Here is a 22,720-nt window from a genome sequence, read left to right as displayed (position 1 = left end):
TGCAATGACGGCTAGAACTGGCTTCTATAGTTTTAATAAAATATTTTAATTGGTAACTGACGTTATACCAATTGCAATAATTAACGCGGTGGCCTAAAATGGATTTTTAACGGATAAAAGGTACTCAAATAGCTAAGTTAATATTGCCGCTAGGTTTTCATGATCATGATTTTATAAAAATGATGAAACATGAGCCGCATGGTCGGAATCGCATACGTTTATTGGCGATGTATCACCTTCAATTAGGCAAATCTTTTAAAGCCATATCTGCAATAGTGAAGTTGCACTGGAAAACCGTGCAATCATGGCTCAGAAGATTTAGAAATCATGGTTTTGAAGGTTTATTTGAATCACAAAGAAGCGGCGCTCCTAGGAAGATTAACACTCTACAAGAATCTGCTCTTTTTGATAAAATCAATATGCTCAGTGAAAGTGAAACTGGCGGGTATATAACCGCAAAGGAGCTACATAACATGTTGCTTGAGGAATATGGCGCTAAATGCGCTTTAAAAACAGTCTACAATACTATGCATCGCCTTGGTTTTAGCTGGATTACTTCTCGTTCAATGCATCCAAAGTCAAATCAAGAGACTCAAAATACATATAAAAAAACTTCCCAGACATGTTAACAGAATTATTACCAAAAAATATCGATAGATGTAACGTTGATATATGGTCTCAGGATGAAACTCGAGTTGGGCAACAAGGTAGCTTAACTCGTATATGGGCTAAACGCGGCACTAGACCCCGTAAAGTTCGGCAACAGCAATTCATTTCAACATACATTTACGGAGCTGCTTGCCATGATACGGGAGAATCTTTTGCATTAATTTTACCATATGCCAACACACGGGCAATGAATAAATTCTTAGAAGACCTTTCTCTCACTACTCAAAGCAACCGACATATAGCTTTACTAATGGATAATGCAGGTTGGCACACAGCCAAAAAACTAACTGTTCCAAGCAATATCACTTTGATACCGCTTCCGCCTTATGCACCAGAACTTAATGCAATGGAACAAGTTTGGGAGTGGATCAAAAATCATTTCTTGTCTAACCAATGTTACGGTGCATATGAAGATATTGTCACTATGGCTTGTTACGCTTGGAATCAACTTGCTCAGAATGTAGATTTAGTAAAATCAATTATGTATAGAGACTGGATAAATACACCGTCAGGACTTACGCAAATCGCACGACAGGGCTCTTTAATTCCTGGATTAAATAGTTCCTTAATAACCCGCTCTTTAGCTGATATACGGTGCTAGAAGCAGCATTTGCAGCTTTTTTCAAACAATTCCAGACCATGATAGCGCAAGCTATATGATTTCTCTGTATTCTTCCTATTCTACATTGGCACTTTTCAATACCGGTGACTTGCTTGACTTCACGATGAAATTCCTCAATCTTCCACCTGAAGCCATACTCTTGTTGTACAGCATCAAGCGAATTTTGAGCCATGTCGTTTGTGACGACATAGTCAGTTCTGTTGGTAGAAACAGTTACTCTGAATAATTTCACTTTATGATCTTTAGGAAATTTATGAATCTTGATAATCTTACCGTTGCTAATATCATCAGTACTCCAATCCAAAGAATCAACTCTACAGTAAGCCTTATTACCGTTGCTATCGTCTACTAAACGATTACTTTTGATAGGACAATAGTAATATTTACCGATAGTTTCTATTTGAAGTAGAATCGAGGTTGTCGCATACCAACTATCCATAAGTACTGTGTTAAATGCAACCTTTTTGCTATAATGAGCATTACGCAGCATTTCTTTAACGTGATCTATTTTAGTTAAACCGTCTTTATCGGGATTGAATATCCTATAATCTATTATCCAAAACTTATTCTCTTCAGGATTAACATAAACACAGGTCACAATACCTATGCCTTTTATTACTTCCTTGGCATTGCCGCTATATTGATACCTGACTTCATCTATATTATTCGAGTAACTTTTATCTAATACGCTATCGTCAAATAGCAACTTGCCGTTAGCGCTGAAGATAATCTCTTCTTTACCGTGTTCCCATATTAATCTTGGTGATAATTTAGCATTCGCTAGATATCTTCTGACCCTGTCGTCGCTTAAACCTTCTACATGATCAGCAAAATTTGTAATAGTATAATTTGTCTGGCTCGATAATAAATACTGACAATAATCTATTCTTGTAGTCATCTTATACTCACAATCTAAATTACATTATACTCCCATAATATCTCGATTCTTATCTAATTTCATTAGTCTTGCGGAAGTCCTGACCGTGTTAATTATTGCAATCGGTATTACTTAATAACGTCTTAAGAAGCATATATCACAATTATATGATACAATAATAAAAATTACTGATTAGTCATAAAATTTTTTATTTTTATGGTGTTTATAAAAACAAAACTACTCATCCTCTTCACTTAAAATTTCACAACAGAAAGTTATTGACATTTATTAATAAAAATATAACAATGTTCTATTAATATTAACAGTATGGTATGTTGTGAAGTACAAAATTGAAGAAAAAGGTTACTCAAGTAGCGGTTATGGTGTCTCTGGAAAGACGATAGTTTTAAGATCTGATGATTATCAGCTTACCAAGGATTACCAAAATATATCTAATGATTCAGAGATAACAGGAGCAAATGGTATCTGGTCTGATAGAGCTTCAGCTGAACAAATATTAAATATTATCACACTATCTGGTGGCACGATATCGACAATATATGTTGGTAATCTAACTATAACATCTAACAAGCAATATTTAGACTTATTAAATACAAAAAGTCTAACTACTATACTTACTCCGGGTATTGCTAACGTTGTCAATGAATACTTATATTCATTAGTTTTAGATTTTTTAGCTGAAAATAAAAACCAGAATATTGAAACAATATACTTATATTACCGTGATACACAAAATAATATGAGTACAGCAGAGTACTATAACAACTTGCCAATAGTATTAGAAAAAGCTTATAAAATGTTTGCCAATAATACACACTTAAAACAATTTTATATTGCTGGTTACTTTAACTACAAAGATAGTCAAACTATACTAAATATGATTAAAGCTAACAAACATTTACAACATTGTAGTGTTGGAGACAATCATCTAGAACAACAACTAAAACCGCATTTTTTAAAGAATGAATTCAGAGAAACGCTATTTAAACAAGATTATAATAAAACCTTTAAGCTCCTGACTGGCAATTCATTCTCATTTGATGAGGATGTCATGGTAATGCTGAATCAGGACATACCCTTTGAACAACAAGAATCATTAATTTCTGCCATTATGAGTAACCCTAAAACTCTTTATGAGTCTCTGATTATGTTATCAAAATTATCTTTAACTCCGGAAGGTAATAAAACTGACAAATTTAATAATATAACGGAATTATTTAGTAAATTTTTGGAGTTGAATAAAAATAATTTATTTGGCACTTTAATAAACAATTGTCCAGATCAATTATCATTGCAGCAATTAATAAAAGTATTAAAAGCACTTAAGAATATAGAGTTAACTCAACAACTAGAAGATCTAGGTGGTGGCTTGGTATTAGAGAAAATTGCTCATTTCGAAAAAATAGGAAACAATAATGATCTAGTTAAATTGTTACAAATTACTAAGGAAAAATATAATCTTACCTTTACACTTAATACTTCATTAATATTAAATAAATTAGTAGAGCAAATAACTTTTGATAAATCTCTTCAAGAAATTACTAAACCAATAAAAGAATTGGGATTTAAAGTTAACGAAGGTTTAATGCTAGTTCAATTTGCTAAACACAACAACTTTACTTTATCAGAAGCTTTATCCATTTTCCCAGAAGTAAAATATACTAAAATGCCATCATCAAATTTACCAATAATAATTGATATGATCATTAATAATAAAGATAATTGGATAAGTGCTAATATAAATGCTTTAGTAAAATTTGGTTTTAATCAATGGTCAGATTACCTTGATACTAATGATTTGAAATTTACAGCAGCTGTTCTTAACAATTGTAAAAATCAGGAGCAACGAGGTTTTGTAGAAAATGTTCTAAAAAAAGTAGAAGCTGAATACATACAAAAACAACAAATGCAAATGGAAGAAGCTAATTTTCAACAAGAGCAAATGGAACTGGATTTTAATCATGTCCCAGAAGATATACAAATCAAAAATGCTGGTGAACAGTCTAACTTTTTTGAAAATAATTGATTAACTTAAAAAGAACTCATGGTAGAAATACTATGAGTTCTTGCTCAATTTTATTACACTCTATATCTAAATTTGTTCTCATAAAATCATAAATCCTCATTTATGTTTGACTCTTTGATAATATTATCTAGACTATCACATTATCTAAATTAGATAAATATTGAATTAATAGAATTAATGTTATCTACAAAACAAACTTAGATTTCAAATAAACTCCTATGAATAAAATTTATACTTCTGCTGATGCAGCTCTTGCAGGCTTGTTACGCAACGGAATGACAATAATGGCTGGTGGCTTTGGCCTTTGTGGCATCCCTGAAAATCTAATTAGCGCCATATTACGTACCAAAGTCAGGGATTTAACTGTCATTAGCAATAATTGTGGCATCGATGATTTTGGACTCGGCTTACTGCTCAAGAATGGTCAAATAAAAAAAATGATCTCTTCTTACGTAGGAGAAAATCGGATTTTTGAACAAAATTACTTAGACGGTACTCTGGAATTAGAATTAAATCCTCAAGGTACTCTAGCAGAACGCATTAGAGCCGGCGGCGCCGGTATTCCAGCATTTTATACTAAAACCGGCATTGGTACTATCGCGGAAGTTGGGAAAGAAATACGTAAATTTAATGGTGAAAACTATTTAATGGAAACCGCTTTATCTGCGGACGTTGCGATTATCAAAGGATGGAAGGCTGATAAATCTGGAAATGTTATTTATGACAAGACTGCTAGAAATTTTAACCCAGTAATGGCTACCGCAGCAACAATGACATTATGTGAAGTGGAAGAAATAGTGGAAGTTGGCTCACTGGATCCTAATAACATTCACACCCCTGGTATTTTTATTCACAGGTTGATATTAGGTGAGAAATATGAAAAACGTATAGAACGCATTACCAACCGAAATAGGTAGAAATATGCCGTGGACTAAAGAACAAATGTGCAAAATAGCTGCAGATCTTGAATTAAAAAATGGTAGTTACGTTAATCTAGGTATTGGGATACCTACAGATGTTGCAAATTACATTCCTCAAGGTATAAACGTAGTCTTTCAAAGTGAAAATGGTATGCTTGGTATGGGACCATTCCCTTATCCAGGAGAAGAAGACCCAGATTTAATTAATGCTGGCAAACAAACCGTTACTGCCTTAGCTGATAGTAGTTACTTCGATAGCGCCACATCTTTTGCGATGATTAGAGGAGCTCACCTTGACCTTACTATTTTAGGAGCACTACAAGTATCTCAGACTGGAGATTTGGCTAATTGGACTATACCTGGTAAAATGGTTAAAGGTATGGGTGGAGCTATGGATTTAGTAGCTAATGTTAAACGTATCGTGGTGTTAATGGAACATACAGCTAAAGATGGTAGCCCAAAATTAGTCGATAAATGTAACTTACCTCTTACTGGAGCTCGTGTAGTAGATCGAATAATTACTGATTTAGGAATTTTTGATATTATTAACGATGAAATGCACTTGATTCGTAAGGCCGATGGAGTTACTTTGGATGAGATTATTGCAAAAACCACTGCTACTTTTGTAAATAGGTGTTAATTTAGAATTTCTACCTCCTACATGTAATTTCCAAGCTTTTGCTTGTCATTCACTCATTTGATGTCATTCCTGCTTGATGTTAGGAATGATATCAAATATAACTAAATCTTATGTAATTATATAAATCCTTAAATAATGAAAAAAGCTAAATTCTTATTTTTTACAATATTATCTATAATAATACCAATATTTTGCAGTGGTTTTATTCCACAAAAATTTATATTATTTAGCTATACATTAAGTATTACCATTAAATCATTAATCATCACTATATTACCATTTATAATATTTTGTTTTATTTTTTGTTCTCTAATAAATTTAAATGCAAAAAAAGCCATAAGGTTTGTTTTCTTACTGATTGGTTGTGTTTTTATTTCTAACTTACTTGGCATATTAACTGGCTACTTTATTGGTAGATCATTGACCTACTTTATAGATATACCGCCTCTAGAATTATCGACAGCACGTACTACATTACAGCCACTTTGGCATTTCGGCTTTAAACCATTAATAGCTAATGAGCAAGCGCTAATTTCAGGCTTTATTTTAGGCATTATCTGCTCAATATATCCGTCTCAAAAGATATACACTCTCAGCAAAATATTAAACAATATTTCTACAAATATTTTAAAATATTTCTTTATACCAATTTTACCAATCTTTATCCTTGGCTCGATGTTTAAATTACAACATGATGGTTTATTAACAGAAGCGCTACATATATATGGTAAAATTTTATTTATTGTTGTTTCCGCTCAAATCTTATATTTAACCATGCTATATTTAATCGCCTCAAAATTTCAACTTTCTTTATTTTTGCAATATATCAAAAATATCCTGCCAGCAACTTTAATTGGTTTTAGTACTTCCTCAAGCGCTTCGTCTTTGCCTATTCTGGTGATGGCCTCAGAAAAAAATCTCGGTAATGAACTTGCGGCAAGAATTATTGTTCCAGCATCAATTAATATTCATACTTTAGGCAGCGCATTAGCAATAACCATTTTGTGCATGACTACCATTTCAGCCTTTGGTATGGAAGTTCCTAAATTTAGTGAATTTTATATTTTTGCGTTATTCTATGCAGTATCAAAATTTGCAGTTGCCGGAGTTCCAGGAGGAGTAATTCTAGTAGTAGCGCCATTAATTGAATCATATCTTCATTTTAGCGGAGATATGCTGGCTCTAATTACTGGAATCTATGTATTATTCGATCCTTTTGGCACTGCTGCAAATGTTACTGGGAACGGCGCCTTTGCTATTATTTTTAATAAGATTTCTAAAAAATTTAGAAGTTCAGTGGAGCAATAACAACTTAAATAAAGGTTAGCAGTCAGTTTTGAAGGAGACACAGCTCACCCTACCTACGTGCACTGTGAACGTTGTAAATTATTCCAAGCTTTTATAATTGATAATTGTACCGCTTTGGTTTACTTGAGCACTCATCATTGTATAATATACTTGTTGTGCCAATGGCGGTAATATATTTAAATTAAATGATCCTTGTCCTGGCTACAACTTTACTCCTATATCAGTTGTTGATAGCTCTTGAAGCAAGCTCTATCATTATTAATCATACCGAATAACTCGCCAATTTTTTGTGAAACCTGCTCAAAATTTTCAATAATACTCCTGCGAGTACACAAAGTTTGAAAATCTGCAGCTGAATATTCTGTTAATCTTAGATCATCTGGATTCGTATCAGAGTGGAATCATGCCGTCTAAAGTTTGGGAAAAGGGGATTATATACACTTTGTAGCGATTCATTCAACAACGGGATTTATAGGGCAAATACTACATGGGGATGCACCAAAACGACAGAGATGGTTCGTCTCACAATTAAAAATAGTCAAGAAAACATAATTGCATTATCTAAAAAATATGCAATCATACCTTATGATACTAATCTCTAAAAAACAACTCTTAGAAAAAATAAATAATATGACAGATTTTATTAACCCAATTAGCCAGGTTGCTGGTTATGCAATGAAAGCAGCAACTTTAAAATTACGTGATGCTGGTGAGCGCTTGGCTACAGGTGATAGAGGTAAAGCTAATATCGTAGATTAACGTTGTAGGTTCACAGCTACGTGATACAGCAACAGTACTAAAAAGTAAAAGTACTACTTATGGCATTAGCTTGCTTAAAACTGCTCAATCAGCATTACTATCTGGCAAACAGCAGGTAGTGCAATTACAAAACATTATAGCTCAAGCAAATACAGCAAACCCTGCAACATTAGAAGTTCTAAATGCTTCGTATGTAGCAAATATTATCAATATTAATTATCAACTTCAAAATGCTAGCTTTGATAGAAGAAACCTTTTTAACGGAACGGATAATACCAATTGCAATAATTAACGCGGTGGCCTAAAATGGATTTTTAACGGATAAAAGGTACTCAAATAGCTAAGTTAATATTGCCGCTAGGTTTTCATGATCATGATTTTATAAAAATGATGAAACATGAGCCGCATGGTCGGAATCGCATACGTTTATTGGCGATGTATCACCTTCAATTAGGCAAATCTTTTAAAGCCATATCTGCAATAGTGAAGTTGCACTGGAAAACCGTGCAATCATGGCTCAGAAGATTTAGAAATCATGGTTTTGAAGGTTTATTTGAATCACAAAGAAGCGGCGCTCCTAGGAAGATTAACACTCTACAAAAATCTGCTCTTTTTGATAAAATCAATATGCTCAGTGAAAGTGAAACTGGCGGTATATAACCGCAAAGGAGCTACATAACATGTTGCTTGAGGAATATGGCGCTAAATGCGCTTTAAAAACAGTCTACAATACTATGCATCGCCTTGGTTTTAGCTGGATTACTTCTCGTTCAATGCATCCAAAGTCAAATCAAGAGACTCAAAATACATATAAAAAAACTTCCCAGACATGTTAACAGAATTATTACCAAAAAATATCGATAGATGTAACGTTGATATATGGTCTCAGGATGAAACTCGAGTTGGGCAACAAGGGTAGCTTAACTCGTATATGGGCTAAACGCGGCACTAGACCCCGTAAAGTTCGGCAACAGCAATTCATTTCAACATACATTTACGGAGCTGCTTGCCATGATACGGGAGAATCTTTTGCATTAATTTTACCATATGCCAACACACGGGCAATGAATAATACCGATTGCAATAATTAACACGGTGTATTTATCCAGTCTCTATACATAATTGATTTTACTAAATCTACATTCTGAGCAAGTTGATTCCAAGCGTAACAAGCCATAGTGACAATATCTTCATATGCACCGTAACATTGGTTAGACAAGAAATGATTTTTGATCCACTCCCAAACTTGTTCCATTGCATTAAGTTCTGGTGCATAAGGCGGAAGCGGTATCAAAGTGATATTGCTTGGAACAGTTAGTTTTTTGGCTGTGTGCCAACCTGCATTATCCATTAGTAAAGCTATATGTCGGTTGCTTTGAGTAGTGAGAGAAAGGTCTTCTAAGAATTTATTCATTGCCCGTGTGTTGGCATATGGTAAAATTAATGCAAAAGATTCTCCCGTATCATGGCAAGCAGCTCCGTAAATGTATGTTGAAATGAATTGCTGTTGCCGAACTTTACGGGGTCTAGTGCCGCGTTTAGCCCATATACGAGTTAAGCTACCTTGTTGCCCAACTCGAGTTTCATCCTGAGACCATATATCAACGTTACATCTATCGATATTTTTTGGTAATAATTCTGTTAACATGTCTGGGAAGTTTTTTTATATGTATTTTGAGTCTCTTGATTTGACTTTGGATGCATTGAACGAGAAGTAATCCAGCTAAAACCAAGGCGATGCATAGTATTGTAGACTGTTTTTAAAGCGCATTTAGCGCCATATTCCTCAAGCAACATGTTATGTAGCTCCTTTGCGGTTATATACCCGCCAGTTTCACTTTCACTGAGCATATTGATTTTATCAAAAAGAGCAGATTCTTGTAGAGTGTTAATCTTCCTAGGAGCGCCGCTTCTTTGTGATTCAAATAAACCTTCAAAACCATGATTTCTAAATCTTCTGAGCCATGATTGCACGGTTTTCCAGTGCAACTTCACTATTGCAGATATGGCTTTAAAAGATTTGCCTAATTGAAGGTGATACATCGCCAATAAACGTATGCGATTCCGACCATGCGGCTCATGTTTCATCATTTTTATAAAATCATGATCATGAAAACCTAGCGGCAATATTAACTTAGCTATTTGAGTACCTTTTATCCGTTAAAAATCCATTTTAGGCCACCGCGTTAATTATTGCGATTGGTATAAATTCTTAGAAGACCTTTCTCTCACTACTCAAAGCAACCGACATATAGCTTTACTAATGGATAATGCAGGTTGGCACACAGCCAAAAAACTAACTGTTCCAAGCAATATCACTTTGATACCGCTTCCGCCTTATGCACCAGAACTTAATGCAATGGAACAAGTTTGGGAGTGGATCAAAAATCATTTCTTGTCTAACCAATGTTACGGTGCATATGAAGATATTGTCACTATGGCTTGTTACGCTTGGAATCAACTTGCTCAGAATGTAGATTTAGTAAAATCAATTATGTATAGAGACTGGATAAATACACCGTGTTAATTATTGTAATTGGTATAATACCTCTATAGCTAAAGTTCCGCTTAATGTGAGAGTAGGAGCGTTAACGATAGATGTTATTCAACTTAAAATGCCAGAGCTATCTGAAAATACAACTGGGTTAGCAGCTCCACCAGACATTTTAAGTCCCGCTGAGCAGCGAAACGCACAAGAGCTTATCGCTGACCCTGATCCAACTAAGAATAGTGTAATGGTTAGGATAACTAATGGTTTATTATTAATTGGTGGTCAGATTGAAAGTTTTAATAATGCTTCAGCTGCGTTAGCTAATTCTATTCAAGCACAGGATAATGCAGCTAATAGTTATTTGAATACTAACTATGAAGATGATTCAAATAACTTTAAAGAAGCGGTAGCTCGTATTAAAGGCTCAATTGCAACTATCGTATTAGCTGATAGACTAGTCCAAAAAACTGAGAGATTATTGGAACCCGTTGTTGAATGAATCGCTACAAAGTGTATAAGATTCCCCTTTTCCCAAACTTTAGATGGCATGATCCAATGTGTTAACGGTCAAGGCTGCAAATATGTTTAATATTTTACATTTTAGCGTAATCTCGTTTTTTTGAGATTGCACTTTTCTAGATGACAAGGTTCCGGAGAAAGTAGTTTTAGAGCGTGTCCAAAAAGGTAGAGGTTTGGATATTTACTTAATTCCGGAAGCAAAAATTTATGACATAGTACCTCAAAAATGAAGAGACAAAAATTATATCAAACAAAATTTACTCTTTGGACTTAACGAATGAGCAATGGGATATTATTGAGCTGCTAATTCCCGAAGCAAAACCGAATGGAAGACCAAGAACGTTAGATATAAGGACGTAAGCGACATATAGCGGAGATGTCCTTGGATTATTATTGTATGATTCATATACATCGTTACAACAAAAATGTAGGGTCAAGTAAAGATTAACTATGGCTCCTATTCCAATATGTGGGTTTGATGGATAACTTTAGCAGTTACCCACAACCTCACATATTCTACCACATAACCTAATTTTTAAAATCATTCTTGAAGTATTTCTATTAAAGCTCTACTAATATTTTTAACAGTTAGTTTTAACTTTCTCGGATAATTGAATTGTAACAATGTATACGAATCACACAATTTAATAAAACTATGAAACAAGAGTTTTTTGAAACTGCTATGCGTAAAAAAATTTACACTTCTATTGAGTGCTACAACAAGATCTTGATATCTGGCTAAATTATTATAATTATGAACGTCTGCACTCAGGAAAGTTCTGTTATGGCAAAACGCCTATGCAAACTTTTATCGATAGTAAAAAACTCGCCGTTGAAAAAAATAATGAAGAATATATTATATCTATAATCTAAAATTACTTCATGCTTTATCAATAGAAAAAGTACTTTTATTGATAAAGCACATGATTTGACTAATAATTAGAATGTTACTACATTTAGAAGAAAAAATATATGCCTTACTTAAGCTTTATAGAAGATAAAATACTCGAAGAAATAATTGGAGAAATTCTTGATAAGGGTCAAGAAGCCATATATAAAGCAGAGAGCAAGTTTGATCGTAATGTTATTGATCCATTTTCAGTAATACTTGAAATGGCTAGTTTTGGAATAGAAGCTAAAGAATGGATCAATAATGAAAAGATACGTCAGGCACAAAAAAGCCTATCCAATCATATAGGTAATTTTCACCAACGTATATTGGGCTCGGTAAATGAGTGGAAATCTTTAGGCAGCGGGCAAATAGTAGATATTATTAATAACGAAAGAAAAATTATTGGTGAAATAAAAAACAAACATAATACTCTTAAAGCTTCTGACAGAGCTGCGCTATACTTTAAACTAGAGGATTTAGTAATGCGTAAAGGTCATATGTATAAGGGATATACATCATACTATATAGAGATAGTACCCAAAAAATCACAGCGTTACAACATAGAATTTACCCCATCTAATGCTAGTACAGGATCAAAATGTTTCTCGAACTCTTTGATTAGGCAGATAGATGGGTATAGTTTTTATGCGCTAGTAACAGGGATTGATAATGCTTTGGAACAATTATTTGCAGTAATTCCAACAGTAATATTGAAGTTAAAACCTGAATTTAAACTAGCTAACCGGGAATTTATTCAAGTGTTTTTTAAATCAGCGTTCGGATAAGATAACCATATTGTGTTCATCAAAACTATTATTTAGCATAGCAATAATACATCTACCGATATGGTAACCTAGATTAACCGGTACGGCATTGCCAATTTGCTTGTACTGGCAACCAACAGAACCATGAAATTGCCAAGAATCGGGAAAGGATTGGATGCGAGCATATTCACGGATAGTTAAAGGGCGTGTCTCTGCAGGATGACAGCGTTCAGTTTGTTTCTGAGCCGGATTGCATGTAAGAGTTAGAGAAGGCTCATCCCATGACAATCTTCTAGCCATGCCGGTCTTTCCTCCACTTAGATAATAACTTGCCCCCATATATTTTTTCCGAACTTCTTCCGGCAAATCCCTCCAATATCCACCTTCAGATACCAACTGCATTATCTGTTTTTTACGATCGGTGTAATTTTGTCCATTTGAAACCGGCACATTATGTAAAGCTTCGCGAATACTAATTGTATAATCTTGTTCTCTAGGGAAAGCAATGTGAGTTTGTAAATCATTTCTGACTCCGATTATTACAAGCCTTTCTCTTTTTTGTGCTACATCAAGATATTGTGCACGCAAGATTCGGTAGGCAAGTCGGTAGCCTAATTCGCTTAATATTTCTAGCATAGTTGATAAAGTTCTACCATTATCATGCTTTTCTAAGCCTTTGACATTCTCTGCTAGTATAATTTGAGGTTTTATTTGTTTAACCGCTCTTGCATATTCAAAAAATAAAGTACCCCTGGTATCTTCAAAACCAAGACGTTTACCTGCGTAGCTAAAAGCCTGACACGGAAAACCGCCTGAGAGTACTTCTGCTTTTACTAAACTAAAATCAATATTGCCAATATCAGAATTAATGACATTCCAGTCCGGCTTATTTATTTTAAGAGTTGTAGCAGCATTTTTATCAATCTCAACAAGCATTTCACAACCAAGACCGGCGTTATGTAGACCTAGTGCTAATCCACCGGCTCCGGCAAATAGTTCGACAACTTTAAAAGGAGTCTTTTGTTCTGATGTTAGTATTTTAAACCCAATATTATTTTCACCTGATAATTTTGTTTTAAGCCGTTTTAGCTCTTCAAAATTAAAAAAACGGTGCTTGTTTTTATCGCGATGTGCTTTAACAAGACCTTTTTTTTCCCAGCGTCTTATAGTATCTAAAGACACATTAAGTATATTACCTGCTTCTGCAATTGACAGTCTAGCGGCAGCAAATTCATTTTGGGCACTCATATAATAACCACTGCTTATGTATTGGTTACTATATATTTTTATTCAGAAAATGCAAAATAATATTCAAAGTTCGGCAAAACTTTAATGTCATTAAATTATAATAGACCTCTTTCGAAACTGGACTAAATATGCTATAAAGTCGAATTTACTTAATTTAGAACTATATGAGATATAAAAATTTAAGCATTTTATCGGAAGAGCATTTTAGAAGATTAACTGGGGTAAGAAATAGTACATTCGAAAAGATGGTAGGGATTTTAAAGACAGAGAAACAAATAAATAGGAGGTACCAAGGTGGCAGAAGAGCTAGTCTTAGTATGGAAGACAGCCTATTAATGACACTTGAATATTTAAGGGAATACCGTACCTATTTTCATATAGCTAAGAATTATGGGGTTAGCGAAAGCAGTGCATTTAAAACAATTCGTTTTGTTGAAGACACTCTAATAAAACATCCGGATTTTGCTCTTCCAGGTAAGAAGGCTCTAGTTAAAAGCGGTATGGAGTATGAATTAGTTTTAATAGATGCTACAGAAAGCCCTATAGAGCGACCCCAAAAAAACAGAAATACTATTACTCAGGTAAAAAGAAAAGACATACGTTAAAGACTCAAATAGTAGTAGATAAGAAAAGCAAACGAGTCATATGCACTTCTTTTTCCAATGGTAAGCGTCATGATTTTAAATTATTTAAAGAATCAAGAACCCATATACTGCCTGAGGTTAAAGTGATTACTGATACTGGTTATCAAGGCTTACAGAAGATTCATACAAATTCTGAGCTACCAAAGAAAAAGAGTAAAAAGAATGCTTTAACCAAAGAAGATAAGAAAAATAATAGAAGTTTAGCAAGTGACAGAGTATTAAATGAAAATGTTATAGGTATGTTAAAGCGTTTTAAAATAATTGCTGATAAATATCGAAATAGATGCAAAAGATTTGGTCTTATACCAATTGCAATAATTAACGCGGTGGCCTAAAATGGATTTTTAACGGATAAAAGGTACTCAAATAGCTAAGTTAATATTGCCGCTAGGTTTTCATGATCATGATTTTATAAAAATGATGAAACATGAGCCGCATGGTCGGAATCGCATACGTTTATTGGCGATGTATCACCTTCAATTAGGCAAATCTTTTAAAGCCATATCTGCAATAGTGAAGTTGCACTGGAAAACCGTGCAATCATGGCTCAGAAGATTTAGAAATCATGGTTTTGAAGGTTTATTTGAATCACAAAGAAGCGGCGCTCCTAGGAAGATTAACACTCTACAAGAATCTGCTCTTTTTGATAAAATCAATATGCTCAGTGAAAGTGAAACTGGCGGGTATATAACCGCAAAGGAGCTACATAACATGTTGCTTGAGGAATATGGCGCTAAATGCGCTTTAAAAACAGTCTACAATACTATGCATCGCCTTGGTTTTAGCTGGATTACTTCTCGTTCAATGCATCCAAAGTCAAATCAAGAGACTCAAAATACATATAAAAAAACTTCCCAGACATGTTAACAGAATTATTACCAAAAAATATCGATAGATGTAACGTTGATATATGGTCTCAGGATGAAACTCGAGTTGGGCAACAAGGTAGCTTAACTCGTATATGGGCTAAACGCGGCACTAGACCCCGTAAAGTTCGGCAACAGCAATTCATTTCAACATACATTTACGGAGCTGCTTGCCATGATACGGGAGAATCTTTTGCATTAATTTTACCATATGCCAACACACGGGCAATGAATAAATTCTTAGAAGACCTTTCTCTCACTACTCAAAGCAACCGACATATAGCTTTACTAATGGATAATGCAGGTTGGCACACAGCCAAAAAACTAACTGTTCCAAGCAATATCACTTTGATACCGCTTCCGCCTTATGCACCAGAACTTAATGCAATGGAACAAGTTTGGGAGTGGATCAAAAATCATTTCTTGTCTAACCAATGTTACGGTGCATATGAAGATATTGTCACTATGGCTTGTTACGCTTGGAATCAACTTGCTCAGAATGTAGATTTAGTAAAATCAATTATGTATAGAGACTGGATAAATACACCGTGTTAATTATTGCAATCGGTATTAGGTTCAATTTAATTGCTGGTTTATATAATTGGGATCTTGGTAAATGAGTTTCGAAAGAGGTCTAATGAGTCCACACTTGTAAAAGAGGCCTAATTAATATTATTTTTTAAAACTAGCAGAATTGTTATTAGGCAAGAAAATAGTGTGGTTATTATCCTGTTTAGTCATAGCAGAATTAGTTATAACAAAAATTGAAGCACAAAGTATTGTAATCAAAAAAATAACAGCGTAAATCTTCATAATTTTCATATTAATAATATTAATTATTGTTCATAAATTTACTTTATATGACTACAGAGGATACCGTCAAGTTAAATAAATAAGGCTTCACCATACTTTAAATTTTGTTTTCTAGGGCAACTACGAATAGGGCTTCAGTTAAGGATCTTGCGCTTGACGCAAAATGATTATGTAGGCTTTGAGTTACCTGGGATGTAAGGTATTATACCTGATTCTAATGTATATGATTTATAGACATTGTTTCAATTTTTAGATGTGCTAAAATCCATGAATGGATAAATTACAAAAAACGCGTTTAGATTGGATTAAAGTTATATCAAGAAGTAAAAGACGCAGGGATTGTATGTAGCAGATGTGGCATTTCTCGACACGCAAATGGTTAAAACGTTATGCAGAAGAAGGTATGGGATTAAAAGAGCTTAGTCGCAAGCCTCATTCTTCTCCTAAGAAAAGTGCAGATCAACAGAACATAGAGACAAAAAATTGAAACAATGTCTGTGAATCTCACTATAACCATCATCAAGTTAAATCCCCACTTTTTCAATAGACCTTATTTTTATATGGAAGATCTACCGCTACCAGTATCTTTACCTTGAGATTGTTTTTTATTTTGATTATTAAGAGTAGGCTCCTTGCTTTCAACTTTCAAAGTTTTCTGTAAATCTGTTTTTATAGACTCTAGTTGTCCTTTTGAGTTATGGCTAATATCACTCATACTCTGAGCTCTTGGTCTAGGCGTAATATTAGTGGTATCAATAGTAGCCTCTTGCTTAAGGGTTACTTCTTCTTTTCTTGTAGCTTTTACTAATCCTGAATGTTCTTTTACATTAAATTGACTATATGGGTTTAATGCATCCCCAATACCTTGCAAAATTGCTTTGCCGCCACTTTGTTTTTCATACCGCACCTCTGGTGTTTCCTTCTCTATTTCTTTCCGCTTATCTATAAATTTATTTTGAATATCTTGGCTAGTAAGTAAAAGAACATCTGTCCCCTTTATAGTTTCTTTTAACGCCGCATTATCTATCTTTAGTTTACGCGTTTGCTCTTGTAGATCCTGAATATTATCATAACCTGCATCTTTACCATTTCTTTCATTATTTATTAATCTTACCAATTCTGCTCTTAATTCTGGAGTTTTAGTAATTTCTCCTATAATAGTATCCTTAGCATAGAAACCCACCGCTTTGCCAATAGTCATAGCTGCTTGCGCTGGATTCGTAATAACTGCACCAGTAGTGCCTACTGTACGTTCTAATATTCCGAGAACTTTCTCTACTAATGCTGTTCCTTTACTAAGTGTCAGCTCTTGCTTACTGGCTTTATCTGGTTGACCTGATTTTACTGTTCCTTGCAACTGTTCTTTGACTAAGTCCAGTTTAGGCTCAAGCTTTAGTATTTCTTTTTGGATAATTGCTTGTGTTGCATAATCAACTAATGCGTTATTTTCTTCATTTAATTTACGAGTTTGTATAGCCTTATTGGCATCTACAGCAGTTTTAGCTACTTTTAGTCCCAATGTAACAGCACCTACCACTATAGGCACCACTCCTCCAGTTTGCTACCCCAGCCGCAAGAGCTAATCCAGTTATAGCGATTGTAGCAACGTTTCCTGTAACTGCTTTATAAGCAGCATTCACTCCCCCAACTACTGCCGACCATGCTTTCTGATACCATTTTTTAGGCTCTTCTTTTCCCTCTCCTTGAGCTAACCCAAGAGCTATTCCTGTGGTGGCTATACCAATTTGAAGATTATTTTTTCCAATTGCTGCATTAGTTAACATATTTAATCCCTTTAACGTTTTTAGCGCTTGCTTACGCCAGGATTGTTTTTCCGCTTGTTTTTTCTCTTCTTCTTGTTTAGTTTGATTATCCCAATTACTTTTAGGCCGTTCTGAAACTGAAGATCTCCTTTTTTTGTTTTCGTCATCTTTCATATTCTTAACCCATTAATTAATTATTCATATTAACACGGACTTACTCGTATATATGTGTTTAATTCTAAAATTGAGTGATTAAATACTATTTTACTTAACTTTTTATTTATTTCTTCTATACAATTAAGCTTTGTTCGCTAGCACCCAGTTACTATCCAAATAATCATTACCATATCTAACTAAATATTCTTGATATGTACCCTTAAAATCGATAATCCCTTTATTATTTAGAGCTATGACTCTACCGGCTATATGACTTGCAAAATCTCTATCATGGGTGACTAATATTAAGGTGCCAGGATAATTTACTAAGGCTTTTTTCAATGTTTCTTTAGCTTCAATATCTAAATGGTTAGTAGGTTCATCTAGTACCAGTATATTACTTTCTTCAAGGATAATTTTTGCCAGTAATAGACGAGCACCTTCACCACCACTTAAGTTTAAAATATTCTTATTAGCTTCATCTTGACGAAACAATACTTGTCCAAGAACATTACGCAAACTGTTAATCAACTTATCTTCTACTTGTTTTGATAGCCAATCAATAACACTAATATTCTCATTCAATAATTCATGATGATCTTGAGCAAAGTAAGATATTTGCGCTTCATATCCCCACTCATAACTACCAATATCCGCAGCTATTTTTCCCAAAATAATTTTAAGTAAAGTGGATTTACCAATTCCATTCGGTCCAATAATGATTATTTTTTCTCCGCATTGCAGAGTAAAATTTACCGAACGTAGTACTTTTTGTTCAGCATAATTCTTGGATATTTGCTCGACTTTTAGCACCGATTTTCCAGAAGGTCTCTTTTGCTTAAAATGAAAATATGGGCTAATACGTGAAGTTTTTTGTATATCCGGTAATTCTATCTTTTCAATTTGCTTCTCACGTGATTGCGCTTGTCTTGACCTAGTTCCTGCACGAAACTTATCAACAAACATCTGCATACCAGCTATTTTTTTCTCAAGATAATTAGCTTCATTAAGCTTTTGCTCACTAATCAGCTGTTTTTCGACAATAAATTTATTATAATTACCAACATATTGTCTTATTTCGCCATAATCTATATCTAAAATACTTGTGGCTACATTATTAAGAAACATCATATCATGTGAGATAAATATTAATACTCCCCTAAATTTTGCTTAAGATAGTTTTCTAACCAATAAATTGAAATTATATCAAGGTGATTGGTTGGTTCATCAAGTAATAAAACATCAGGGTTATTAAACAGGCTTTGCGCCAGCAATACTCGGAGTTTATAACCACCAGATAAACAACCAAGCGGCTGATAGTGGTATTCTTCTTTTATACCAAGCCCAACTAGTAAATCCGCTGCAAAAATTTCTGCAGTATAGCCATCATTATCATAGATAATTTGTTCTAATTCTCCGAGTCTATAACCAGTTTCCTCATCACAAATATCTAGTGCAAGCAACTTCTCTTTTTCTTGCAATGCTTGCCACAATTCCTTTCTTCCAGCAATCACACTATTAATTACTGAAGTATTTTCAAATAGAAATTGATCTTGTTTTAGACAACCAATACGAGAATTTTTTACAATATTAATAGTACCACCGCTTGGTTCTTCCTCTTTAGTAATAACCCTAAAAAATGTAGATTTACCAGCACCATTTGCACCGACTAACCCGTATCTGTTGCCAGTATTGAGGTTAAGATTCACATCCAAGAATAATAATTTAGGCCCATATTGCATGGCAAGATTAATAACAGTAATCATTTATATAACTTTATTGCTTAATTAAATGGTAATTAAAAATACGAGGAGAAGATATCTTGTACAAAATGCAGTAGCAAAAAATTCCAAAGATTCTCAATGGCTGAATAATAGATTCTAAAATAAATTCACTTTAAATTAAAGTTTATCATAGCATAATTATTCTAAAAGTAACTATCTACATCTAGCTAAAAGCAAAAAAATATTGTACCTAAATCTTAATTAATTTACAACTATAATAATTTATTTGTATTAAAATTAATTATCAAACAAATAAACTAACAAATGGTACTTGACTCTTGTTAATTTTTATGATATATATATTAAATAACTTATAAGCGGAAGAAATTATGATAGATACTATTATTAAACTTATCGAACTGAGAAATATAATTGTTCAAGCTAATACCGCTAATCTTGATACCCTACAAACATTGAATGATATCTTCCAAGAACAAGCTCACATTCTTGGTTTACCAGCAAATCTAGATTTACTTACTGCTGAAAATCAAGCAACTGCAGCTACTACTGTAGAGATTACTCTAAATCAAACACAACATGATATGGCTTTACTTAATGCTCGTGAGACTTTTGAAAATCTTACACCAATTCAAGTACTTACTGGGTTAATGGATATAATTGCTCAAGCTAATACCGCTAATCCTAATACCCTACAAACATTGAATGATATCTTCCAAGAACAAGCTCACATTCTTGGTTTACCAGCAAATCTAGATTTACTTACTGCTGAAAATCAAGCAACTGCAGCTACTACTGTAGAGATTACTCTAAATCAAACACAACATGATATGGCTTTACTTAATGCTCGTGAGACTTTTGAAAATCTTACACCAATTCAAGCACTTACTGGGTTAATGGATATAATTGCTCAAGCTAATACCGCTAATCCTAATACCCTACAAACATTGAATGATATCTTCCAAGAACAAGCTCACATTCTTGGTCTACCAACAAATCTAGATTTACTTAATGCTACAAATCAAGTAACTGCAGCTACTGCCGTCGAGATTACTCTAAATCAAACACAACATGATATGGCTTTACTTAATGCTCGTGAGACTTTTGAAAATCTTACACCAATTCAAGCACTTACTGGGTTAATGGATATAATTGCTCAAGCTAATACTGCTAATCCTACCACTCTACAAACATTGAATGATATCTTCCAAGAACAAGCTCACAATCTTGGTCTACCAGCAAATCTAGATTTACTTACTGCTGAAAATCAAGCAACTGCAGCTACTGCTGTAGCGATTACTCTAAATCAAACGCAGCATGATATAGCTTTACATGATGCTCATGAGCATTTTGCACATCTTACAATAACCGAAGCTCTAACTGAGTTAAGAGAACTAACTGCTCAGGCTAATACTGCTAATCCTACCACTCTACAAATATTGAATGATATCTTCCAAGAACAAGCTCACAATTTTGGTTTACCAGCAAATCTAGATTTACTTAATGCTGAAAATCAACAAATTGCAGATGTTATACTTGTGAATGCCATCGGACAACTTAATGAAGGAGCTGATATTTATTAATAAGCCTAAAAGTTCTTTCGCGATTGGCTTTGTCAAAAAAAGTAGTGAGTTTCTTTTAATGTTGTAGAAACTCACCCTTTTTTTATAAAGCATACCTTTTGATTCTGACAAAACCATTGTCATTACATAAGTGACGTAGGCTATAGCAAATGAGTTTCACTGATTAATAATATTTGTGATAACTCAACTAGAGAAACTATAAATATATATAAAACATTTAATATTATATAGATTTCTTGCCAAATCGATTTATGATGTGTAGTTAAATTTCAATGACGAAATTAAACAGGTATAAATCAATATAATTAAGTTAAGGTTTGGTAAAGAAATGAAAAAGTCTGTTCTGCTCTATTTTATACTATGTATAATGTTCTCAGCATGCAATGCTAATAAAGTTAATAAAACCTATCCAGCAGACGCAAATAATGGAAGCAGCTCTGAATCCGGTGGTGGTGGTTGCTGTAATTAATGCAGCACACAAAATAAACACAACTCCCTAAGTTGATTACGGTATAGCTAGAGTCAGTAGGTGATGATAGTCAAATTTTAATGTAAGGTTTGTGCGAAACAAATTAAGTACTTGCTTGCACGCACTCACTTTAAAATTCAACTATCACCACCTACTGACTCTAGCTATATTTTTTGAAATTGAACCGTGGGGTATGAACAAATTTTATAGAAATTTATGAGGCTAATATAATTATTGGCTCCCCGGGCCGGATTCGAACCAGCGACCGAACGGTTAACAGCCGTTTGCTCTACCACTGAGCTACCGAGGATTAAGGAATAAAGGACAAAAAATATTGTGCAGATATTTCGACGTAAACTTAATGTTTAACAAAAATTGAGTAAATTAATGAATTGTAAACACAGAAATATCACTCAACTTCATCATTATCCGGTAACAATATATGTCCCAATATTAAAGCTTCATTATTAAATATTGTTTCTTTAAGCGCCAAAATAACCTTTTGGTTCTCCAAAGATTCTTGGTTAATCCTATCAATTTCTGCCTGCTCTGCCTGTACTCTTGCAGTTTCATCTTTTAGTGTTTGTAGTTCCTGTTTTAAACGATTGTTTTCTCTTTTAGCAAGTGAAATAGCGCTAGATGGAACGTTATCTTCATCAGTATCTTCATTATTTTTCATATACCTACTTTCCTTAAGATTTTTGAATTAATCAAACTAACTTAGATTTGTAGAGCTAGTATTAAGAACTATATATCACATACTCTTTGAAGTAGTAACTTATATAGCAAATCTTTAGACAATGGTCTAGAGTTTTTTTAAACAAAAGCCCACTAAATTAAGATCTATACAAAAAAACCATGAATGTATTAGACTTCTTGCTCTATAAATTTTTTGAGTGTAGTTTTATGCTTTTAGATTATTTAAAGT

General features: G+C 33.7%; 27 protein-coding genes, 1 tRNA gene and 1 pseudogene. 19 read left to right on the top strand and 10 right to left on the bottom strand.

Annotation, left to right across the window (positions count from 1 at the left end; translation table 11 throughout):
* The first annotated feature begins 143 nt into the window (after positions 1 to 143).
* Positions 144 to 629 carry a helix-turn-helix domain-containing protein gene (locus R2I74_RS01155; protein WP_316353080.1) on the top strand — a complete coding sequence of 162 codons (486 nt, stop codon included), beginning with the start codon at positions 144 to 146 and terminating at the stop codon, positions 627 to 629.
* Positions 623 to 1,270, top strand: coding sequence for an IS630 family transposase (locus R2I74_RS01150; protein ID WP_316353274.1), 648 nt, complete (start codon positions 623 to 625; stop codon positions 1,268 to 1,270). Before R2I74_RS01155 ends, R2I74_RS01150 begins: the two co-directional genes overlap by 7 nt.
* On the opposite strand, the gene R2I74_RS01145 is transcribed toward R2I74_RS01150, so the two are convergent.
* On the bottom strand, positions 1,185 to 2,189 hold the full coding sequence (locus R2I74_RS01145; RefSeq protein ID WP_316353273.1) for an IS701 family transposase: 1,005 nt from the start codon (positions 2,187 to 2,189) through the stop codon (positions 1,185 to 1,187). The two genes, R2I74_RS01150 and R2I74_RS01145, sit on opposite strands and share 86 nt — an antisense overlap.
* 316 nt (positions 2,190 to 2,505) lie before the next feature.
* Between R2I74_RS01145 and R2I74_RS01140 the strand changes: the two genes are divergently transcribed.
* The 9 genes from R2I74_RS01140 (at position 2,506) to R2I74_RS01100 (ending at position 8,933) form a co-directional block, all read left to right on the top strand.
* Positions 2,506 to 4,215, top strand: coding sequence for a hypothetical protein (locus R2I74_RS01140; RefSeq protein ID WP_316353272.1), 1,710 nt, complete (start codon positions 2,506 to 2,508; stop codon positions 4,213 to 4,215).
* A gap of 218 nt (positions 4,216 to 4,433) precedes the next feature.
* A complete protein-coding gene (locus tag R2I74_RS01135) occupies positions 4,434 to 5,132 on the top strand; it encodes a CoA transferase subunit A (RefSeq protein ID WP_316353271.1) in 699 nt (232 codons plus the stop codon).
* Positions 5,133 to 5,136: 4 nt separating this feature from the next.
* Positions 5,137 to 5,775, top strand: a complete 639-nt coding sequence (locus R2I74_RS01130; protein ID WP_316353270.1) for a 3-oxoacid CoA-transferase subunit B — start codon at positions 5,137 to 5,139, stop codon at positions 5,773 to 5,775.
* Positions 5,776 to 5,910: 135 nt separating this feature from the next.
* Positions 5,911 to 7,083, top strand: a complete 1,173-nt coding sequence (locus tag R2I74_RS01125; protein WP_316353269.1) for a cation:dicarboxylate symporter family transporter — start codon at positions 5,911 to 5,913, stop codon at positions 7,081 to 7,083.
* 630 nt (positions 7,084 to 7,713) lie between these two features.
* A complete protein-coding gene (locus R2I74_RS01120) occupies positions 7,714 to 7,842 on the top strand; it encodes a hypothetical protein (protein ID WP_316353267.1) in 129 nt (42 codons plus the stop codon).
* Positions 7,843 to 7,912: 70 nt separating this feature from the next.
* Positions 7,913 to 8,134, top strand: coding sequence for a hypothetical protein (locus R2I74_RS01115; protein ID WP_316353266.1), 222 nt, complete (start codon positions 7,913 to 7,915; stop codon positions 8,132 to 8,134).
* Between the two features lie 59 nt (positions 8,135 to 8,193).
* The gene (locus R2I74_RS01110; protein ID WP_316353007.1) at positions 8,194 to 8,502 is read left to right on the top strand and encodes a helix-turn-helix domain-containing protein; all 309 of its coding nucleotides are present in this window, start codon (positions 8,194 to 8,196) and stop codon (positions 8,500 to 8,502) included.
* A 20-nt stretch (positions 8,503 to 8,522) separates the two neighbouring features.
* Complete coding sequence (locus tag R2I74_RS01105) at positions 8,523 to 8,678, top strand: helix-turn-helix domain-containing protein (protein WP_316353265.1); 156 nt, start codon at positions 8,523 to 8,525, stop codon at positions 8,676 to 8,678.
* 54 nt (positions 8,679 to 8,732) lie between these two features.
* Entirely contained in the window at positions 8,733 to 8,933 is a 201-nt protein-coding gene (locus R2I74_RS01100) for a hypothetical protein (protein ID WP_316353264.1), read from the top strand.
* Here R2I74_RS01100 and R2I74_RS01095 read toward each other — a convergent pair.
* Positions 8,930 to 9,490 (bottom strand): IS630 family transposase, encoded by a 561-nt coding sequence (locus tag R2I74_RS01095; protein WP_316353004.1) that lies wholly within the window; start codon positions 9,488 to 9,490, stop codon positions 8,930 to 8,932. The genes R2I74_RS01100 and R2I74_RS01095 overlap by 4 nt on opposite strands.
* Positions 9,484 to 9,969, bottom strand: a complete 486-nt coding sequence (locus tag R2I74_RS01090) for a helix-turn-helix domain-containing protein (protein WP_316353080.1) — start codon at positions 9,967 to 9,969, stop codon at positions 9,484 to 9,486. The genes R2I74_RS01095 and R2I74_RS01090 overlap by 7 nt, the downstream gene beginning before the upstream one ends.
* Positions 9,970 to 10,012: 43 nt before the next feature.
* Here R2I74_RS01090 and R2I74_RS01085 point away from each other — a divergent pair, with 43 nt between their 5' ends.
* From R2I74_RS01085 to R2I74_RS01070, 4 genes and pseudogenes are all read left to right on the top strand, one after another.
* The gene (locus R2I74_RS01085; RefSeq protein ID WP_316355236.1) at positions 10,013 to 10,369 is read left to right on the top strand and encodes a transposase; all 357 of its coding nucleotides are present in this window, start codon (positions 10,013 to 10,015) and stop codon (positions 10,367 to 10,369) included.
* 88 nt (positions 10,370 to 10,457) lie between these two features.
* Complete coding sequence (locus tag R2I74_RS01080) at positions 10,458 to 10,832, top strand: hypothetical protein (protein ID WP_316353262.1); 375 nt, start codon at positions 10,458 to 10,460, stop codon at positions 10,830 to 10,832.
* 660 nt (positions 10,833 to 11,492) lie between these two features.
* Positions 11,493 to 11,725: pseudogene (locus R2I74_RS01075) on the top strand (integrase core domain-containing protein); the annotation flags it as partial.
* A 99-nt stretch (positions 11,726 to 11,824) separates the two neighbouring features.
* On the top strand, positions 11,825 to 12,529 hold the full coding sequence (locus R2I74_RS01070; protein ID WP_316353260.1) for an Eco47II family restriction endonuclease: 705 nt from the start codon (positions 11,825 to 11,827) through the stop codon (positions 12,527 to 12,529).
* On the opposite strand, the gene dcm is transcribed toward R2I74_RS01070, so the two are convergent.
* Complete coding sequence (gene dcm, locus R2I74_RS01065; protein WP_316353259.1) at positions 12,515 to 13,756, bottom strand: DNA (cytosine-5-)-methyltransferase; 1,242 nt, start codon at positions 13,754 to 13,756, stop codon at positions 12,515 to 12,517. The two genes, R2I74_RS01070 and dcm, sit on opposite strands and share 15 nt — an antisense overlap.
* A 164-nt stretch (positions 13,757 to 13,920) precedes the next feature.
* Between dcm and R2I74_RS01060 the strand changes: the two genes are divergently transcribed.
* The 3 genes from R2I74_RS01060 to R2I74_RS01050 all read left to right on the top strand — a co-directional run bounded on the left by R2I74_RS01060 (position 13,921) and on the right by R2I74_RS01050 (position 15,821).
* A protein-coding gene (locus R2I74_RS01060; RefSeq protein ID WP_316353258.1) for an IS5 family transposase occupies positions 13,921 to 14,735 on the top strand; the annotation gives its coding sequence in 2 pieces (ribosomal slippage) (positions 13,921 to 14,311 and positions 14,311 to 14,735; 816 coding nt in all).
* A 46-nt stretch (positions 14,736 to 14,781) separates the two neighbouring features.
* Positions 14,782 to 15,267 carry a helix-turn-helix domain-containing protein gene (locus tag R2I74_RS01055; RefSeq protein ID WP_316353080.1) on the top strand — a complete coding sequence of 162 codons (486 nt, stop codon included), beginning with the start codon at positions 14,782 to 14,784 and terminating at the stop codon, positions 15,265 to 15,267.
* Complete coding sequence (locus tag R2I74_RS01050; RefSeq protein ID WP_316353004.1) at positions 15,261 to 15,821, top strand: IS630 family transposase; 561 nt, start codon at positions 15,261 to 15,263, stop codon at positions 15,819 to 15,821. Before R2I74_RS01055 ends, R2I74_RS01050 begins: the two co-directional genes overlap by 7 nt.
* Before the next feature lie 814 nt (positions 15,822 to 16,635).
* On the opposite strand, the gene R2I74_RS01045 is transcribed toward R2I74_RS01050, so the two are convergent.
* The 4 genes from R2I74_RS01045 to R2I74_RS01030 all read right to left on the bottom strand — a co-directional run bounded on the left by R2I74_RS01045 (position 16,636) and on the right by R2I74_RS01030 (position 19,764).
* On the bottom strand, positions 16,636 to 17,625 hold the full coding sequence (locus tag R2I74_RS01045; protein ID WP_316353257.1) for a hypothetical protein: 990 nt from the start codon (positions 17,623 to 17,625) through the stop codon (positions 16,636 to 16,638).
* Positions 17,579 to 18,016 carry a hypothetical protein gene (locus R2I74_RS01040; protein WP_316353256.1) on the bottom strand — a complete coding sequence of 146 codons (438 nt, stop codon included), beginning with the start codon at positions 18,014 to 18,016 and terminating at the stop codon, positions 17,579 to 17,581. The genes R2I74_RS01045 and R2I74_RS01040 overlap by 47 nt, the downstream gene beginning before the upstream one ends.
* A gap of 123 nt (positions 18,017 to 18,139) precedes the next feature.
* Positions 18,140 to 19,129: an ABC-F family ATP-binding cassette domain-containing protein gene (locus R2I74_RS01035; RefSeq protein ID WP_316353254.1), complete on the bottom strand. Its 990-nt coding sequence runs from the start codon at positions 19,127 to 19,129 to the stop codon at positions 18,140 to 18,142.
* Positions 19,130 to 19,146: 17 nt separating this feature from the next.
* Positions 19,147 to 19,764 carry an ATP-binding cassette domain-containing protein gene (locus tag R2I74_RS01030; RefSeq protein ID WP_316353252.1) on the bottom strand — a complete coding sequence of 206 codons (618 nt, stop codon included), beginning with the start codon at positions 19,762 to 19,764 and terminating at the stop codon, positions 19,147 to 19,149.
* Positions 19,765 to 20,111: 347 nt separating this feature from the next.
* Between R2I74_RS01030 and R2I74_RS01025 the strand changes: the two genes are divergently transcribed.
* Positions 20,112 to 21,323, top strand: a complete 1,212-nt coding sequence (locus R2I74_RS01025) for a hypothetical protein (RefSeq protein ID WP_316353251.1) — start codon at positions 20,112 to 20,114, stop codon at positions 21,321 to 21,323.
* A gap of 704 nt (positions 21,324 to 22,027) precedes the next feature.
* On the opposite strand, the gene R2I74_RS01020 is transcribed toward R2I74_RS01025, so the two are convergent.
* Positions 22,028 to 22,102 (bottom strand) — tRNA-Asn (locus R2I74_RS01020).
* Positions 22,103 to 22,201: 99 nt separating this feature from the next.
* Positions 22,202 to 22,471, bottom strand: coding sequence for a hypothetical protein (locus R2I74_RS01015; protein WP_316353249.1), 270 nt, complete (start codon positions 22,469 to 22,471; stop codon positions 22,202 to 22,204).
* Between the last annotated feature and the right edge of the window lie 249 nt (positions 22,472 to 22,720).

Origin of the sequence: Candidatus Trichorickettsia mobilis (assembly GCF_963422225.1) — a bacterium.
GTDB classification, from domain to species: domain Bacteria; phylum Pseudomonadota; class Alphaproteobacteria; order Rickettsiales; family Rickettsiaceae; genus Trichorickettsia; species Trichorickettsia mobilis_B.
Note: the sequence above shows the minus strand (reverse complement) of the source record. Positions and strands in the feature narration are given on the sequence as shown.

Coding starts and splice junctions, on each gene's coding strand:
- R2I74_RS01150 (WP_316353274.1), top strand. CDS start 623: ATGTTAACAGAATTATTACCAAAAAATATCGATAGATGTAACGTTGAT.
- R2I74_RS01145 (WP_316353273.1), bottom strand. CDS start 2,189: ATGACTACAAGAATAGATTATTGTCAGTATTTATTATCGAGCCAGACA.
- R2I74_RS01135 (WP_316353271.1), top strand. CDS start 4,434: ATGAATAAAATTTATACTTCTGCTGATGCAGCTCTTGCAGGCTTGTTA.
- R2I74_RS01130 (WP_316353270.1), top strand. CDS start 5,137: ATGCCGTGGACTAAAGAACAAATGTGCAAAATAGCTGCAGATCTTGAA.
- R2I74_RS01125 (WP_316353269.1), top strand. CDS start 5,911: ATGAAAAAAGCTAAATTCTTATTTTTTACAATATTATCTATAATAATA.
- R2I74_RS01120 (WP_316353267.1), top strand. CDS start 7,714: ATGACAGATTTTATTAACCCAATTAGCCAGGTTGCTGGTTATGCAATG.
- R2I74_RS01105 (WP_316353265.1), top strand. CDS start 8,523: ATGTTGCTTGAGGAATATGGCGCTAAATGCGCTTTAAAAACAGTCTAC.
- R2I74_RS01100 (WP_316353264.1), top strand. CDS start 8,733: ATGAAACTCGAGTTGGGCAACAAGGGTAGCTTAACTCGTATATGGGCT.
- R2I74_RS01095 (WP_316353004.1), bottom strand. CDS start 9,490: ATGTTAACAGAATTATTACCAAAAAATATCGATAGATGTAACGTTGAT.
- R2I74_RS01080 (WP_316353262.1), top strand. CDS start 10,458: ATGCCAGAGCTATCTGAAAATACAACTGGGTTAGCAGCTCCACCAGAC.
- R2I74_RS01070 (WP_316353260.1), top strand. CDS start 11,825: ATGCCTTACTTAAGCTTTATAGAAGATAAAATACTCGAAGAAATAATT.
- dcm (WP_316353259.1), bottom strand. CDS start 13,756: ATGAGTGCCCAAAATGAATTTGCTGCCGCTAGACTGTCAATTGCAGAA.
- R2I74_RS01050 (WP_316353004.1), top strand. CDS start 15,261: ATGTTAACAGAATTATTACCAAAAAATATCGATAGATGTAACGTTGAT.
- R2I74_RS01040 (WP_316353256.1), bottom strand. CDS start 18,016: ATGAAAGATGACGAAAACAAAAAAAGGAGATCTTCAGTTTCAGAACGG.
- R2I74_RS01035 (WP_316353254.1), bottom strand. CDS start 19,129: ATGATGTTTCTTAATAATGTAGCCACAAGTATTTTAGATATAGATTAT.
- R2I74_RS01030 (WP_316353252.1), bottom strand. CDS start 19,764: ATGATTACTGTTATTAATCTTGCCATGCAATATGGGCCTAAATTATTA.
- R2I74_RS01025 (WP_316353251.1), top strand. CDS start 20,112: ATGATAGATACTATTATTAAACTTATCGAACTGAGAAATATAATTGTT.
- R2I74_RS01015 (WP_316353249.1), bottom strand. CDS start 22,471: ATGAAAAATAATGAAGATACTGATGAAGATAACGTTCCATCTAGCGCT.